This window comes from Phocaeicola massiliensis B84634 = Timone 84634 = DSM 17679 = JCM 13223 (assembly GCF_000382445.1).
Lineage (GTDB): Bacteria > Bacteroidota > Bacteroidia > Bacteroidales > Bacteroidaceae > Phocaeicola > Phocaeicola massiliensis.
Genome location: NZ_KB905472.1, coordinates 743,853 through 760,433 on the forward strand (window position 1 = coordinate 743,853; position 16,581 = coordinate 760,433).

General features: G+C 36.6%; 16 protein-coding genes. 6 read left to right on the plus strand and 10 right to left on the minus strand.

From position 1 onward, the window contains the following. Positions 1-16: 16 nt before the first annotated feature. Positions 17-316, minus strand: a complete 300-nt coding sequence (locus HMPREF1534_RS15930) for a nucleotidyltransferase domain-containing protein (protein WP_005936874.1) — start codon at positions 314-316, stop codon at positions 17-19. A gap of 289 nt (positions 317-605) precedes the next feature. Here HMPREF1534_RS15930 and HMPREF1534_RS15925 point away from each other — a divergent pair, with 289 nt between their 5' ends. The 6 genes from HMPREF1534_RS15925 to HMPREF1534_RS20235 all read left to right on the plus strand — a co-directional run bounded on the left by HMPREF1534_RS15925 (position 606) and on the right by HMPREF1534_RS20235 (position 6,523). Then, positions 606-2,153, plus strand: coding sequence for a hypothetical protein (locus HMPREF1534_RS15925; RefSeq protein ID WP_005936877.1), 1,548 nt, complete (start codon positions 606-608; stop codon positions 2,151-2,153). Positions 2,154-2,392: 239 nt separating this feature from the next. After that, complete coding sequence (locus HMPREF1534_RS15920; RefSeq protein ID WP_005936880.1) at positions 2,393-3,244, plus strand: hypothetical protein; 852 nt, start codon at positions 2,393-2,395, stop codon at positions 3,242-3,244. 19 nt (positions 3,245-3,263) lie between these two features. Beyond that, a complete protein-coding gene (locus HMPREF1534_RS15915; protein ID WP_005936264.1) occupies positions 3,264-3,632 on the plus strand; it encodes a hypothetical protein in 369 nt (122 codons plus the stop codon). 1 nt (position 3,633) lies between these two features. Beyond that, positions 3,634-3,978: an IS66 family insertion sequence element accessory protein TnpB gene (tnpB, locus tag HMPREF1534_RS15910; RefSeq protein WP_005936267.1), complete on the plus strand. Its 345-nt coding sequence runs from the start codon at positions 3,634-3,636 to the stop codon at positions 3,976-3,978. Between the two features lie 88 nt (positions 3,979-4,066). Then, on the plus strand, positions 4,067-5,848 hold the full coding sequence (tnpC, locus tag HMPREF1534_RS15905; protein WP_005936270.1) for an IS66 family transposase: 1,782 nt from the start codon (positions 4,067-4,069) through the stop codon (positions 5,846-5,848). A gap of 138 nt (positions 5,849-5,986) precedes the next feature. Continuing rightward, positions 5,987-6,523, plus strand: a complete 537-nt coding sequence (locus tag HMPREF1534_RS20235) for an RNA polymerase sigma factor sigma-70 region 4 domain-containing protein (RefSeq protein WP_005936883.1) — start codon at positions 5,987-5,989, stop codon at positions 6,521-6,523. A gap of 256 nt (positions 6,524-6,779) precedes the next feature. Here HMPREF1534_RS20235 and HMPREF1534_RS15895 read toward each other — a convergent pair whose 3' ends face one another. The 9 genes from HMPREF1534_RS15895 to HMPREF1534_RS15855 form a co-directional block, all read right to left on the minus strand. Further along, positions 6,780-8,693, minus strand: coding sequence for a DEAD/DEAH box helicase family protein (locus HMPREF1534_RS15895; RefSeq protein ID WP_005936885.1), 1,914 nt, complete (start codon positions 8,691-8,693; stop codon positions 6,780-6,782). A gap of 392 nt (positions 8,694-9,085) precedes the next feature. Next, positions 9,086-9,757 carry a hypothetical protein gene (locus tag HMPREF1534_RS15890; protein ID WP_005936887.1) on the minus strand — a complete coding sequence of 224 codons (672 nt, stop codon included), beginning with the start codon at positions 9,755-9,757 and terminating at the stop codon, positions 9,086-9,088. Between the two features lie 26 nt (positions 9,758-9,783). Beyond that, positions 9,784-10,680, minus strand: a complete 897-nt coding sequence (locus HMPREF1534_RS15885) for a BT4734/BF3469 family protein (RefSeq protein ID WP_005936889.1) — start codon at positions 10,678-10,680, stop codon at positions 9,784-9,786. 139 nt (positions 10,681-10,819) lie between these two features. After that, positions 10,820-11,278 (minus strand): hypothetical protein, encoded by a 459-nt coding sequence (locus HMPREF1534_RS15880; protein ID WP_005936893.1) that lies wholly within the window; start codon positions 11,276-11,278, stop codon positions 10,820-10,822. A gap of 8 nt (positions 11,279-11,286) precedes the next feature. Continuing rightward, the gene (locus tag HMPREF1534_RS15875) at positions 11,287-12,000 is read right to left on the minus strand and encodes a DNA adenine methylase (RefSeq protein ID WP_009124084.1); all 714 of its coding nucleotides are present in this window, start codon (positions 11,998-12,000) and stop codon (positions 11,287-11,289) included. An 11-nt stretch (positions 12,001-12,011) separates the two neighbouring features. Then, a complete protein-coding gene (locus HMPREF1534_RS15870) occupies positions 12,012-12,446 on the minus strand; it encodes a hypothetical protein (protein ID WP_005936899.1) in 435 nt (144 codons plus the stop codon). Continuing rightward, positions 12,443-12,796 carry a hypothetical protein gene (locus HMPREF1534_RS15865; RefSeq protein ID WP_005936902.1) on the minus strand — a complete coding sequence of 118 codons (354 nt, stop codon included), beginning with the start codon at positions 12,794-12,796 and terminating at the stop codon, positions 12,443-12,445. Before HMPREF1534_RS15865 ends, HMPREF1534_RS15870 begins: the two co-directional genes overlap by 4 nt. 130 nt (positions 12,797-12,926) lie before the next feature. Beyond that, positions 12,927-15,260: a hypothetical protein gene (locus tag HMPREF1534_RS15860; RefSeq protein WP_005936905.1), complete on the minus strand. Its 2,334-nt coding sequence runs from the start codon at positions 15,258-15,260 to the stop codon at positions 12,927-12,929. 12 nt (positions 15,261-15,272) lie between these two features. Next, positions 15,273-16,382, minus strand: coding sequence for a WG repeat-containing protein (locus HMPREF1534_RS15855; RefSeq protein ID WP_005936907.1), 1,110 nt, complete (start codon positions 16,380-16,382; stop codon positions 15,273-15,275). Positions 16,383-16,581 lie beyond the last annotated feature (199 nt).

Here is a 16,581-nt window from a genome sequence, read left to right on the forward strand (position 1 = left end):
TGTTTTTTTGGTTAAATCATCCATATATCAATGCTTTTGTTGCATCCACATTTTTTTTCAAATATGGATTCTTTATGGTTTGCTCTTCTAATAAATCAACCTCTCTTCCGAATAAATTTTCCAATGAATATTTAAAATCGAAGTAGTTATCAAAGTAGTCTTCCACTTCTGCTTTTTTGAAATCGACTACCAAGTCCACATCGCTGTCGTCATTGAAGCGATTGGTAAGGATAGAACCGAACACAAACAACTTGTTTACCTTGTGTTTCTTACACAAAGTGATAATTGTCTGTATGTTGTTTTCTATCAGCTTCATAAAGCGTTTATTGATATAACAAAAATAGTGGTTTCTGTTCGTATTAGCAAAAAGAAGTTGTTAAATAGTTTATTAGTAGAGTTGTTTGTGATTTCTTTTTAGGATCTTTGATAATTCAAACGCACGACTTTCAGAACCGGAATATCCTTGACGATTTAGCGAGATTCAGTACTTGTCAATATGTTATAAATCTCTGATAATGTTGATTATTCAACAATGCAAAGATACTGTTTTTTGAAAATAATCAAAATATGTATATTTGTAGTTACTAACTTTAAGATTTTCAATCATGGAAAATAAAAAATCCAATTTACCTAAAGGTGGATGGGTTATAGGGCATATTGATTTGTCTGCATTAAATCAAACCTGTCGCCCCCAAAAAAAGATTCGTACAGAGATCCGACGGATAACAGATGCTGATTTAAAAGAAATCAAGGATGGTTTATCAGTCCTTATAGACGAAGATTTTACGCCTCGCACTTTAGATTTTTTTCAGAACCATCCATTACTACATTTGATTGTACCAGTACTGAAAGAAAGAATTCAAACTGACTATTTGAGCGTGGAATTATTTATAGAAATTGCCTTACTACTGTCTCAGATTCCTTTACTTGAAACAAAGGATATTAAATCTTTAATTAATGATACCTTATGTAGTGTGTATGATATTGAAGAGAGTCAGAATTATCCTATGATACCAAAAGAAGATTTTAAATTGTTAGACGAACTTAGATACTTATTAAACAAGTATTCTTCCAATAAAGGAAATATCCGAAATTTTGACCAAGATAATTTTGAATGGCAGTCTTTAATATCAAGAGAGGATTTTTTATCTGTAGATTATGAAGAATTATATGTAAGTAAGGATATTTATGAAAACAAAATTTTCCAATATTTCCACTTTTTCAAATTAGGTTCCCTGATATTACCCTCATATTTCTCCTTATATCGAAAGGTTTTTACTGAAGATTATCAGGTTGAAATTTTATATGATGAACTATGTGTAAAAGGCAATGTCGTTGAGGTAGTAACAGAATCAGGAAAAATATCTCGTGAAGCTGTTCTTGATAGAATGGATTACCCTTTAGCACTTTGCTATATTATAGCTTTAGACAAACTAACGGCATCGGGAACAATAAATGACAAATGGATTATAAATAATATAGACTATAAGTATATTCAAACTTTTCGCTCATTATGGTGGGATTGTTCTGTATATGCAAAATGCAGTGAGGACTCAAAAGATGGTTTAAGTTTTGAAGAGCGTGTGCAGAAGAACTTAACATTAGCAGAGATGGAAACAGGAGAGAGATTAATCATGCCGGATGATTATTTTGCGACCAGTATCCTTTGGGAATCTATGGAAGTAATAAAAGAGACTTCGGAAATAAAGACACATTTGGATAATACCACTCCAAAACCGTCTAAAATTGAAATAACTCCACAGGAACAGCCCCATAAAATGCCGGATGATAATGTTCGGAAAGTTACCCAAAGAGGTCGTCTGCCACGCCCATTCAGAGATTGTTTTTATAGCAACGATAATGACATTCAGAACAAATATATAGAAAAATTTAAAGCTATTGCAGAAGGTGGAAAAGGGAAGAAAGTTGGGTTTATGATAGCCGCTGCATTTGAAATAAAAATATTGAAAGTGACTCCATCTTTTAAAGAAGCCCAAAAAGAATTTGGAGAGATAGGAGATGAATCTGGATATAAGAAATACAAACAAAGTATAGTTAAGAAAGACCAAGAATATGAAGATATAAAAAATCAGTTACTCAAGGCTAAAGAAGAAATTGAGGGAAAAATGCCGTCAAGTAACAATGGCTTTTAATAGCCTTAATTCCATATATATTATAAAATAGCTAATTTTCAAATACTTATAAAATTATTCATTAAGCTATTTAAGGGATATTTTAGTTTCATTTTAACCTCATATCTTTGCGATATCCTAAGAGACAGAAGCTGTAGTCTCTAATATTGGGCATTTTGTTCAATAATAGGAGGTGGTAAAGTGTCAGTTTACAGCTTGCTATCACGACCACAAAAGAAAAATATTAATTATTTTTTAAAATGGTAAATATCAATAAAACAATCGAGCAGATTAAAGAGTTAGGTCCCAAGAAAGCGGCTGGATATTCCCTTTTAGCTATAGGGATTTTTGGAGGAGCCTATTATGTTTATAACTGGATTAAAAGAAGCAGTAAAACTGAAGAGCAAAATAACGCATCAAAAAATAAAATAGAGGAAATTGAAACAGCTTCTAACTTTAAAAAGCAAGAAATCGAGCAACTCCATGCCCATCGTAAAGAAGAAGAACGTTTGCAGACAGATCAGAAAATAGAAGTGATTAATGCGCAAAAAGAGGCAGATATTGAAAAAATGAAACTGCGGAATGAATTGCGCAAGGAAAGAGATGCTGCAAAAGCCGTTTCTACCTTTGTTGACGGCGACGGAACTGATAAAATTGAGAGCTATCGTGAAGCTATGAGAAATGGTACGGTAGGCAAGAACGTAGGAAAAGCATTGGGATTTCCATGGGTTCGTGAAGGTTTTGATACAGGTTTGGTCGGACCGACCGACTGTGGAAAAACATCTTTCGTCATGCAAAATGTCATTGCGATAGCAAAAGGGAAATGTGACATAAAATTAGCTCCTGAGTGGTACGACATACCACCGACACCAGTTCTCCTATTTTCTTTGGAACAGAGCTATGAGGAAATTAATACATATTATGGCTCCGTTATTAATAATCTGCCTATGCTTGAAATATATGCAGGTTCCCAAATAACGCCAAAGAAGATTATTGATATCATTAAGGAGAAGAAGGATATAATTACCAGTACAGGAATGGTCGTTTTTGTTGTAAGCATTCTATTTTCCGCCTTGACGCACATTATTCACAAACCTACCTTTGCGCCATAACCAAATAACAACAATGATTATGGCGAAAGAAAAAGTAAACTATCAGGAGGTATATGACCTCTACCAGTTATGCAGCGAGACCAAGGATCTTCGCGAGTTCTGTGCGGATTATGGAGTAAACTACGACAAGTTCATGAACTGGCAACGTCATCAGCTTTGGAGCGAGAAGTTAGGCAAGACAGTTCAGGTTGATCAGCCCAAGGTTGCTAAAGTCCAGATAACCGGTAAACCTTGCAACAGTCCAACTGTTAAGATGGAAGTGAAACAACCGGAAGGCGAACCTCCTATTAAGTGGGTGAAACTGCAATTGACATCTGGAGCGACATTGTTTCTGAGAAACACCAGCGTTCTTGATCTGAGTCTGTTGCTTAATAAAATGATAGGATGATATGCTTGGACTGAGTGCTAACCTGAACTATTACCTGTTCAACGGTAATGTGGATTTACGGAAAGGCATCTTCCGTTTGTGTGAAAGTATAAGGCAAGAGATGTCACTTGACCCTAGTGATGCGTCCAATGTATATATGTTCATGTCCCGTAACCGGAAGGTCGTCAAGATACTTCATTACGAACGCGGTTTTTATGTGCTTTACGAGAAACGTCCTGTCATTGGAAAGTTCAAGAAACCTGTGTTTGACGAGGTGTCAAAATGCTACCGGATACAGTGGTCTGACATGGCTTACCTGACGGAAAGTATCGTAGTCGACAGAATGTATGTAACTCCTAAAGAATGAATAATAAGGCGTTGATTTACAATGGAATAATACAAAAATAATCGATAAAAAGTTTGCGTAACTGCCTGATTTTTCGTACCTTTATATCATGATTGATGAAAGAGCATACGAGTTACTTTGCTGCCAGCTGGGTCTGGCGAATGAGGAAAAAGCAGGGCTTCGCAAACAGAATAAAGAACTGATTGCGAGGCTTGAGTCTATTGAAAAATCCAACAAGGAGAACTCAAAAACTCTGATTGATACAATCAATGACCTCAAAGAATCCCTCGAAAAGCAATCAACCACGGTTGAACATTACAGGAAAGAAATGGAACTTATGAGGAAGCAGCTTGAAGCAAAAGACGAGGTGAACATGATGCTTGCAAACGAGATATCCAATCTCAGACTTCAGCTTGAAGACAGCAGGAAACACCGTTTCGGCCGTACATCTGAGCAAAGAAGGCTGCTGAACAACCGTAACATTGACAAGTCTGCAATGGAGAAGTCCGAATATGACGGTTCTGACAAGAAAGGTGATGATGATAATAAGGCCAATGGTAACGAAGCTGGTGGCAATACCTCTTCCGATAACGCAACAGCACAGAACAGCAAGCCTTCAAGAAGAAAGGAAACCGCACCACGTGCGGAAAAGACCAGGCTGAAGGTGGACAAGGTAGTGGTACATGAAATAGAAGACTATTACCAACTCCCGGATGGTGCAAGGCTTATGAACCGCAACGGAATGGCTGATGTGTGGGAATACAGGTTTATAGAACATGTGCGTGCCCATAACGTGGAACATGTGTACAAGGTGGCAAGGGTAAAGCTTGCAGACGGCACTTTCACTAACACGATGGAGCATCCCTTGAAAAACCTTGGAGGAATCTTCTCTCCTGAACTGCTTGCCCGTCTGCTTTGTCTGAAATATGACTTCAGCATGCCTGAGAACAGACAGATAAGACTGCTTGCAAGAGAAGGCATCCATATAAGCAATACCACGCTGAACAGCTATATCCACAACGGAATCTCCAGGCTTAGGGAGTTTATGGAAGATGTCTTCAAGAAGTTTGTACAACAGGCAAAATACCTTATGGTTGATGAGACTACCGAACTCGTTGGAGTTGAAACACCGGAAGGTAAGGCTTACAGGAGAAAGTACTTATGGGCTTTCTTTGCAAAGCATGTCAAGTTGGTTTATTATCATTACAATAACGGCAGCAGAGCATCTGATGTGGCAAAGACCTTCCTTGATCATTTTATGGGATCTATATCTACAGACGGATATACGGTTTACAGAATGTATGACGGAGAAGGCTCAAAGGTGCTTCATATAGGATGCTGGACGCACTGCAGGAGGTTGTGGGTTGATGCTTTGCCATCAGACAGGACGGCGATGGACATAATAGATTCTATCGGTGATTTATTCAGGAATGAAGACCTGTTCCGCACAATGAAACTCAGCAGTGAGAAGATAAAGGAAAAAAGACTTAAACTTACGGGACCTGTTCTTGAACGTATACATCATAAGGTGGTCATGATGATGCAGGATGCGAAGATCATGGCTAACGAACTGATAAGAAAGGCTGCGAACTACACGATAAACCAGTGGAAATCCTTGAGAAATATCCTCAAGGACGGTTCAGCGGAAATATCCAACAATCTCTGTGAGCAAAGAATGAAACCTGTAAAGCTGCTGCTCAAGAACTGTATGAATATAGGAAGTGAGGCAGCCGCAGAAAACTCGGCATTCATCTTCTCCCTGATAGAAAGCTGTAAGTTGAACGATATAGATCCTCAGGATTACCTGAAGCACTTGTTTGAATGTATTCTTCATGGTAAGGACTGCGACAAGAAGGCTCTTCTGCCATGTTTTTATAAATCGGAATGTTAAAACTAAACTATTTTCTTACGGACATTTTTATTTTATCGGCTGAAAAACAGCCGATAAAATTGTCGTAGCGGAAAATAGAATGGTTACGTTTTTGTTGACAATTATTCCAAACTGGAAGACAAGGCTGGTGTCAAAGCCATGAAACAGTTCTGTGAGGAACTGGATGACTTGTGTAGCCAAAGTTTGAAAGTAGGGAGGCCGATAACCCCATTTAAGGTATATCATGCCAAACCAGACTGGAATCCAACTAAACCGCTGACTCCGGCAAGTGTAAGGGGAAACAAGAAGAATGTTAATTTTACAAACAATTTTGTGTACTTTACCTATTGCAAACATGGATCTGACAAAAGGGTACTTGGTTATATGAAATTGAAACATGGAAATAAAGAGACCCTTTCAATCCTGGAATATGCGGGGACGGAAATAGATCAGTTTCGTTACGCCGGTAAAGGAAGCAAAGAAGATTTAGGAGAAGCATCTACAGAGCAAAAGAGTTGTGATGTAAAGCAAACTCCCGGGCGAAAATCCGAATATTGCCTTGATGAAATTATGGTCTTATATGATATGGTACAGGCTAAAGAATGTACATACGCAGAAATTGAGGCATCCTACGGAATAAAGAAGAGTATGATAAAAAAAAGAATACAGCGTGCCCGTAAGAACACTTTGACATAAATAGGATAAGATACACTGGCAGAAATCGGTACATTCTGTTGGAATCAGGGGGGGACAAATACCTTGGAATAACTGATTAGGACAAATTGTAATTTATTGATTTGCAATATAATAAAAAATAATAGGTGTATATTCAATTTGTCCCCCTCCCTCCCTACCTAATTAGAAATGTGCAAGCCACAGTCCATAGTAGCCAATACACATCAAAACAAATAAGCAGTACCGCCCTAAAATAGTGTGTACTGCTTTCTCATTATTATTCCAGAATCTCGATAAAGAATACCCGTTTACCTTCATCATTCAATTTTTGCCTTTCACGAACAGAAAGGTATTGTGCCAGTTCTGTTGCTTTGGCTGTTTTACCTGAAAGTCCCAAGTTGTCGTATATCTTCTGTAACTTGGCCTTTACTTCCTGTTTGGAATAAAGCATGCCGGAAACGAACTCCTGTCTGCAAGCATCCCTTATCGGAGCCTGTGCGCATAAATTATTATAGGCACCCTCAACATCAACCTCACGAAAACCAAAACTTGACAAGGCATCATAACCAAGAGTTCCATACCACTCGTGAAATCTGAAATCAATGAACGGATTTTGTAAGAGTAGTGAATCATATTGCGGATATTGGTTTCTGAAATTCGCATATCCTGCAAGCCTGTCCTTGTCAGCTGCATTGTAGAACCACTGCTCAAACTGTTTCACCTCATCCGGTTTCTTCCACATCCCAACCGCAGACTGAATGCTCGTCAACAATTGGCAGGAGTTATCATAATAGTAACTTCTCTGGTACCACCTGTTCCACATTGCCGCCATTACCAGATGATTGTAACCTATCGTTGTTTGCCCGTTCTTCCGTATGAGGTCAACATAATCATCCACAAATTTTTTCTCCAATGCCTTGTCTCTATAGAGTTGCACCAATAAAGTCTTGGCTTCCTCCGGAGCATTGTTGAAAGTGTCAAGAATCTTATATGTATTCTGCTCCATCATCTTCTGCTTTTGTTCAAACTCTGCTTTCGTCACAGTGGTAGGGTAGGTCTTGTAATATATCGTAGCATCATGCCGGAACGGATTTGTATCAAGCCTCTGTCTGCCGAGTATCTGAGGTATATCCAGCATGATGTCAAGGGTCTGCCACTCCTTCCCTGCATTGATGAAGATATAGGTACTTGCATTATCCGAGTAGAAATCCACACCTTCAAAAGATGACTTCGTGCAGAAAGTGAAAGGTTTGTTTTTGGGATTGTTCCTGTCCGTATCCAACCCGCCTATCGTGAATCCTTTAGGCAGCTTTGAGAATTGGCTTTCAGAACACAAGATAGTCACCTCATCCGGCTTCAAACTGTTTTGCCTGATTATTCTTATGATTGACTTAACCTCATTGAGAAATATGCAGGCTTCACGGGAATAGACAATATTTCCATTCACTATTTTCCTTTCAAAATATCCGTCCCTTCTGTAACGTTGTATCAATTCCTCACATAGTTTTTCCGCAGTTTCACCGTTCTTCATTTGCCTCTCCTTCAATGTCGGCTCCACAATCACATCAGGATCCCATTCCAATTTATAGTAAGGAATGTTGGCGAATTGAGGTATATAGTTCAGATAGATGTCAGGGATAGGGGTAGCGGATAAGTAACAGATGCGTTTCACTTCATTGTCAAGGGATGCGAGAAAATTCATATCCGTACTACCCTTGAATGTCGCATCACCCATAAGACATTGGAACTCATCAACCACAAAGAGGCATGAATCCAACATGTTATTTCTTTTAAGGACATCGAGAACCTTGTCCGATGAATCCAGTGTAACCAGTGTCTTGGCAGGTTTTGACAAGGGAGCAAATGGTGTGTTCCCATGATGATAATTCAAGTACGAATCAAGATCCTGCATCTTTTGAATTATTGCTTGCCCTCTGTTATTGCACAATGGGACATGAAAGTGAAAACTATCGGGGTATTGTCTGTGCTTCTCTTTCAACACCTGAAGTCGTGGCGAAATTACCACTACCGGAAAGTCTGAGTTGAGAAACAGGGATGTACCACCACAACCGGTTACAGTCTTGTTGAGGATAAACTTTCTATCCAATGGCAAAATTCCATTTAAAAGATTGGCATAATCACTCATATACCTACAACCTTTAGGCATGTCAATTGTAATAATATTGTTCATAATTCTTTTAATTATTTGTTTCATCTATAAAGGTTTGAAACTTTTCTTATCTCCATTTTACACGTTTGCGAGTCAACGGGAACGCAACAATATTTTTTCCTTATGCAATCTATTCTTTTAAGTAATATTCCCAATTCTGGTAAAAAAAGTTGCATAAAATATATTTCATTCTTGTTCTTCGTTAGTTGTAGGCTCACGCCGCTTGAGTGGGTATTATAATAAAACATGCAGTATATGTATAATTAACTTGCCTTCGGTTAACTCACAAGGTGTTGTTTTGCAATGCTTTTTACCTACATCTTTAGCATATAGATTCTTTATTGGCTTTGACGAAATTTTAAAGGAGAGCTTATACAGCATCTCCTTTATCTTTCCAGTCAGTCAAGACATTCTCAAATCCAGCATTTGGCATTGGATTTGACTACCACTTTGGTAAATTTCTGAAGTTCGGTTATCAATCCCTGTACTTCATTTTTTGTCGGTTCGGGAAGAGTGATATCCTGTCGTGAGTTTTTGCCGATATTGACCTGTACAGGAGAACACATTTTGATAAGTTCAACCATTTTGGGCAAGTCGAATTTTATCAGAGGTTCACAGGTCACATAGGTTCTCATTCCAAGGCTCGCCAGTTTTTGCATGGCTTTGGCACGTTTCCGGGTATTTGGAGCATTCCTTACGATGTCCGGATAAAAGACATTGGTTTCTATGGTCGTACACAAAACCGATTTTTGCATTACAGGATGACTAATGAATTCCAAAAAACGTGAAGGGTCTTTGGATTGGAAAAGATAGTTGTTATTAAACAGGTTACAATAATCCAAAAAACAGGTAATCCAGTCCGAAGGTATGTCGAAAGCCCATGCGTCTGTTCCGCTGCCTACGAAAATGAAATTACCATTACCCAGGTTCACTTTCAGTTCCTTGGGGTCAATCCGTACCGGAAACAGACCATCGAATTTTTTCATGTAACAATAGGGGCAGTCATGAAAACATATCCCTTTTATTGCATTCCACGTGTGGGTAACAAAAGGATACATGTTACCCCAGCTTTTTGTCAGTGCCATAATTGTTTTTTTAAGGGTTAATTAAATCAGTGTATTGTAAATATCAATGTTCCAAAGTTCTTCTCTTCGGTCTTATAGGCATTGCCTACATGGCTTCTGATTTCCTTTTCATCCATTGTGTCATCTTCCCAGCCATCAATGAAATACTCTGTAGCCAATCCTTCGTCAACACCCCATTTGCACATCCAGCAAGCTAACATAAAGATGCTGTTTCCCCTATTGCCTTTTTTCCAATACTCCGGATAGTTCTTCTTCCAGTGGGAGTTCATAATGCTGATGATGCTTTTGTCCGACACTGTTCTTGTTCCGGATGATTGTGGTATCTGCATCTGTGGCTTTATGGTGGGAACATAATGGAATGGTTCAGGAGAAGGGTTAACCCAAATATAAGGATCGTAACTCAGGTAATTTCTGCGTGCAAGGTCTTTACAACTTGCATCATTTCTGTTAGCCACATAGAACTTGTTTAGTAACTGATCGTATAAATCTCCATGTTTGGTCGGATCTGTATTGTCATGCAAAACCAAAGCTTTCAGTCCATTTCCACTGGGTGTAATGAAAACACTTAGAACGCATGGTGTTATTTTCAGTCTGTTTTCCAAGCTATACATATCGTATGGCGTTGCTATATGGTCAAAATCCAATGCTGTCACATGCGAGTATTCAATCAGCCCTGCACTGTTAAGTTCCCTGAATGTACCGTTATAGGCAACAGCGGGCAGGAGTCTGGCTTTCCATTTCTGCCTATCCCTCGGAGCTACACTTCTGATATGCTCTATTGCTTGCTTCAATGTATAGCTATTAAACTCATTGTCATGTAATTGCATGTTTCCTGTACGAATCATCTCTATAATATCTCCTAGTTTTAGATAAGCCAAATTGTACTTTGTCCAATTAATCTTTTCTGTTAATGTTATTTTCATTATTCAATTTTTAAAATTAATAAATTGGTTATTTTCACAATGGTAAGGATTTTAGGGTCTTCTAAAACGTCATTTTTGAGGATAAAAAAGAGCCGCCATGCAATGATGCACGACGACTCTTTTAAAATATCTTCTATTGTCACTTCAACCTCAGTATCAAGGAATGGTTTCCGATTTCCAGTTTCGACCATTTCACCTTATCCGCTCCAAGTTTTAATGCACTTGCCTTATAACACTTCTTGAATACGGACTGCTCGAAATGATAAGGATAGTCCAAAGGAGGTTCATACCACATTACCGGCAATCGGAATTTGTTTGAGTCGATGCCGCAAACCATATACGCATCTGCATCCAAAATCTCAGTATCATATTTAGCCATTCCATAATCTACATTTCTCCTGAATATGAGGTTTATTCGATTTTCAGTAATTCCAATATTGAATATCACTTTATCTCTTCCAATCCAAGCATCAATGTCAGATTGCACGGATGTTTCAATCTCTTTTTCCGTTAAAATAGCGGTGTCGTAAACTTTACCTACGACAAAAATCTTCTTTGCCAAAGGGGATTTGGCAACTTTATTATTTTTCTGTTTCATACTATTTATTAATTAATTGTATATAATTTTTCCATTCTTCTCCCTCTTTTCTCTGAATACCTATCTAAAGAATTTGCTACTTCCATAGCCCAAATACACGTGAAATCGGATGGCATGGAATACTCGGAAATAAAGATCCGGTGCCCTTCCGACTTTTTAAGAAAACACCATTCATAAAACTTCGGGTAATCAAATGCTAAACCGTAACCTTCCGTCCCTCGATAGGGAGGATCACAGTAGATTATAGAATTGTCTGGAATTTCAAGATTTTCATAGGAACAACATATCAACTCACATCCTTTCATGGAATCAATTTGCTTGTAAATGTTGGCTATGCTAGCTTGAACATAATCCTTGCCATCCGATGCGCTCACTCCAGAATAAGAATGATAAAAGATTCCATTGTAAGAAGCCATAAAACCAGTCCAGCCAAGTTCTCCCATAGAATAAGTCGTGCTGTCATTGGTCTTATAAGCCGTTTTTGCCTTTTCATAATCTTCTTTACTTATTGTTTCCGGGTATTTTTCTCCATGCAATAAATCTTTCCACATGGCTATCAGATAAGGATTGATGTCGGCAGCTATTCTTAAACCATCTACTTGACAGATACTATTACAGCCACCACAGAAAGGTTCTACATAGTATTGTTTTTCTTCTCTGTTTTTCAATATGATAGGCGCAATATATTTCCAGATGCGCCTTTTACTTCCCATATATTTCATAGGAGTATGAGCTAAAATATTATCTGCATTAAGATGCGATCCGAATAGCATCTTAAGCCGATGTGTTCCACTGTCTGCCCTATCTCTTCAAACAGTTGGAATTTATAGAACCTGATAAAGCTTGTAATATCCGTGTAAAAATTCTTCCCGGCAAATTTTAGCGGATGTATCATTGGGTATCCACCAACAGTCTGAAGTTGGAAGGCTCCTATTCCCACTCCGGTTATCAAGGCCATATCCGAATCGTAGATAATCGGTTTGTCGGGGTTATAGTCGAAATCCCTGACAAAGAACATTCTGATTTCTTTCTCGCTGACTTCCTTGATTCTGAATTGTGCCATTCCAGAGGTGTTCTCATCTAATGTTGCCTGTACTCGTGATTCCATTTCTTTAATGCTCATATTTGTATTGAGCACTTCTCCGTTTGCTATAAAATAGTTTTTCATAATGATTTAGATTTAGTTTTTTGTGATGTGATTGTTAGTGTAATTCCTAGTTCTCTTTTCAGATATGAGATTAGACCAGAATAAGCATCTACTCTTTTTCGCTCTCTCTGCATAAGTGATAGTGCTTCTTGCAAAGTTAGATCAATGCAGAATCCAGTTTTAAAAGCATCCCCATATTTGCTCTGGAGTAATGCTACGTCTTTTCTGTATTTCTCAGGGATAGATTTGGGGGATGTCTTATTGCTGCCTTTTTTCACGATGACACTCGGCGCAGCATTATTTTCCAAGCGATTAGAAACCGAAGGTCTTCGTTCGGCACCTAATATTCTGTTTATAAAATCGGTGAACATAATGATTACGCTATTTATGTTTCAGATATTAGGAAATGAGGCGGCAAGAATCGCGTTTTTAAGGTTAGGACAAAAAATAACGCACTAAGATTTGTTGTGTCCTAGTGCGTTTGATACTTTCGGGTTATTTTCAATTTGGGAAGTTTGTAAAGATTTTGGAAATCAATTTTGAATAATACTCTTTCTCATTATTAGGATAATGTAATTCTGCCGTTATAAATACTCCATCCTTCAAGACAGTCTTTAAATAAAATATATCCCCATTTTCCGTATAATCAGATACGACAAACCAGTTATCTTTTAATCTATAATAAACAGGAGATTTGGATCTATATTCGTTATATTTATCCTCAATAGTTTCATTTAAGACATTATGCATTCCATATACAATTAAACAGGTATGACTATCCTTAGAGAATCTACAACCATCCCCATTTTCAGATTCATATATATTGCTAAAAGAAGATGGATATAAGACATTGTAGCCAAAACGAGAATTATGGTATTTTTTTAGTGTAGTTTCTTGTGGAACTACATTGTGATTGTCTTTTTGCAGTTCAAAAGGCATTTCAATACCTTTATAGTTAACAAATGTACCATAGAAAGAATCACTAGTAAATCTTCCTTTGAAATCACCCGTTTGTTCTCCTTTATTATTAAATTCAAGCAACACAACATCACCACTATCTGATACACCACCATATAAATGTAAACAACTATCACTACCGTTCTTATCATAGTAATATTTACCATAGATTTTGTCGCCTTGCATTGATAGCTGCATTGTAATAGGGTATTTGTTATTAATTTGACCTTTCAGATAATAAGTATTTCCATTATAAGACGGTGCGATTAATCTTCCTTGTAAGTCGTAATGAATATCAACAAAGGCATATTCACTTGTAGCATTACAATCTATAAATTTAGTCATTACCATTCTATGAGCTATATATCCATCATCATTTTTAGTTATCGCTCTTCCTGAACAAAGCTCTCTAATTTGCCAGTTAGAAGGATTTAGTTCTAATACATACTCTATATGTCCAATACTATTAGCACCATTATTACCAGAAATGAGTAATGTATTATTTTCTTGATTAATCAGTACATCATAATTAATCAACAATACCTCCCCGGCATTATTTGTTGGTAAAGCTTCTGTGTCAAACTGTTTTAGTTCCTTCCTATCCAAGTCATATATTAAAAGGTAGGGAAAGCCATAATCGTCTTCACCTTTTAACCTAAAAGTGCAATATTGGGATAATTCTGGATATTTATGATCAACTTGTATTTTATTACCATATTTGGCTGTCAGTTCTTGAATAATAGCGTTTGATCTTTGTTTGTATATATCCGATGTCGATTGCGTACTATGCTGTTGGGTAGCACCGGTAATAGTATTCATTTTCTCTTGTTGAAGTGTTGGCATTACATCTTCATCTTTAGTACATTGCCACACTACAGATATAGCTATAATGATAATTGCAATACCTCCAATTGCAAATCCAATATAGGAGGATTTAGATTGCTTTTTGACACTGGCTTTAATAGAATCGTTACATACGTTCTCATTCGTCTGTGGAGTACTCTCCTGAATATCTGATGATGTTATAGTTTCATTTGGGGATTTTATTACTTCGGACTGCTGATTGGTACTTGAAATATCTCCTGTTATAAGCTCAGAATTGTTTCCTTCTGTTGGCGTGTTAGAATATTCTATTGGATTTATACTGCTTGCCGCTGTTTGTGGGCTAGGCTGTTCTTGTTCTTTGTTTTCGTCTTGTTGCTTGATAAATCTTGATTGCAGTACCACCCAAGCATAATATTCATTCAATGTTTTATGATAATAGAAATGTTTTATAATCAGTATTAATGGCAATATCCAAACACTTCGTATTATCAAATCCATTGTAGAATAAATGTCTGTACCTAATAATCTTCCTATCCATGCTACCGTTTGTAAGGTTACTCCATCACGTATTATCATTTCATATAGGTCGGTACTTGATTTAGCAATCCAACAACAAGCCAATGTATTTAATATAGCTAATCCCTCAACAATCCGTCTATCAAGTTTTCTCCCAATGCTACCAATTACAGTTGCCGAAGAAAAGACAACAGTTATTATGATGAAGATAATAGCGAATGTATGCAAACTGTCCGCTTCACTCATTAAATAGTTGAAATTGGAAGTAGTATTGATGCCAGTATATTCATTTACTAAATCACCAACTACTGAATATTCTTGAACGAAAGAACTTACATCTTCATCCGTTTGCTTATATACTGGTTCGACTTGTAAGGCATAAACACATACCAGACTACCAAAAAGAATCTGCCAAAAGGACATAGATAACAAACCTTTAGTTATTCTTTTTTCAGTAGATGAGTGATATTGATTATGAATAAAAGGAATTATCACCTTATAGAAGATGATAATTCCGATGATTATAGAAATAAACATTACTATGATAAATTAATAACGTTGTGCCCACATAGATATTTTGTATGAAAGCATTGAATATTCTCCTAATATTTTACAATCCTTATTTAATAAAATACTTTTCCCATTATAAATTCCATATATACAATTTTCATTTATTGATGATATTTGTGTAAATGTCTGAGGTATAAGTTTTGTTTCATTCATAGATAGAAGAGTATATTCATTTCCTTGTTTTGCAATAAAAAAATTCCCATTACAATACGTAATTCGTTCATATTTATCTTTTATAACTATTTCTCCATTTTTATTCATAATTCCAAAACCTTGATTTGTTACAAATATAGGATATCCTTTTTCTGTTATAAAGGTTAGTTTGTACTCGTCATTTGCTTGAACTAATATTTGTCCGTTAATATTTTTAACGCCCCAAGTTCCTTCAGAAGTAACATAAGGTACTAAATTCTCATATATACCATTGATCCAAATTTCAAAAGTGTTTCCTATATAATCTTCATTTTCTCCATTTGCATCAGTTATAGTATAAACTTTCTCTCCTTTCTTGTTGATATAATATATATCCTTTTTATCATTCATAACTAAAGCATATCCCCTTTGATGTGGACTAGCAAAACGATATTGAAGTGGAATTATTATTTTTCCTTGCATATTGATAAATCCAAATTGATCATCTTCGTTTATAACAACAGCTAATCCATCTTGAAAACTAGATGCTTGTATAATTTCATTAGGTAGTTCAAATACTTTCTCACCTTGTTTATTGATATATGAAATATTCTCACCTTGTTTTATAACAGGAGCTAATCCACCGTAAAAAGCTCCAACACTAGTGTAATTTACATCTATAATTTTTTCAGGTTCATTTATATTATGCAATTCATAAGTACCATTTTGCCTAGGTACAAAAAACATATCATCAGTTACCGAAGTTGGCATACCTTGAAATGTTGGTTGTACAACAATTTTTCCTTCTGTTGTAACAAATCCCCATTTACCATTTTCTGTTTCTTGGTAAGCTAAATGTGTGATGCCTTCACGATTTCTATTAGCACCAGTATTATCACAAGCTGATAAAAAGAATGATATTATCATTCCTAGAAAAAAAACACATTTTGTTTTCATGATTAAATCTTTTGTTAGTATTAATATTTATTCTTCCAATTCGATTAAGGTATAACGACATTTAAATATGTAGCAATCCACCCTAATGTCTTCTTTTTATTAGTCCTTAATTCCGCAACATAATTGATAATTATTTTTATAAGTTCCTGAGCAACATTTTGTTGCCCAGGTTTTTGCCATGTCAGCGTTTTCACTTACC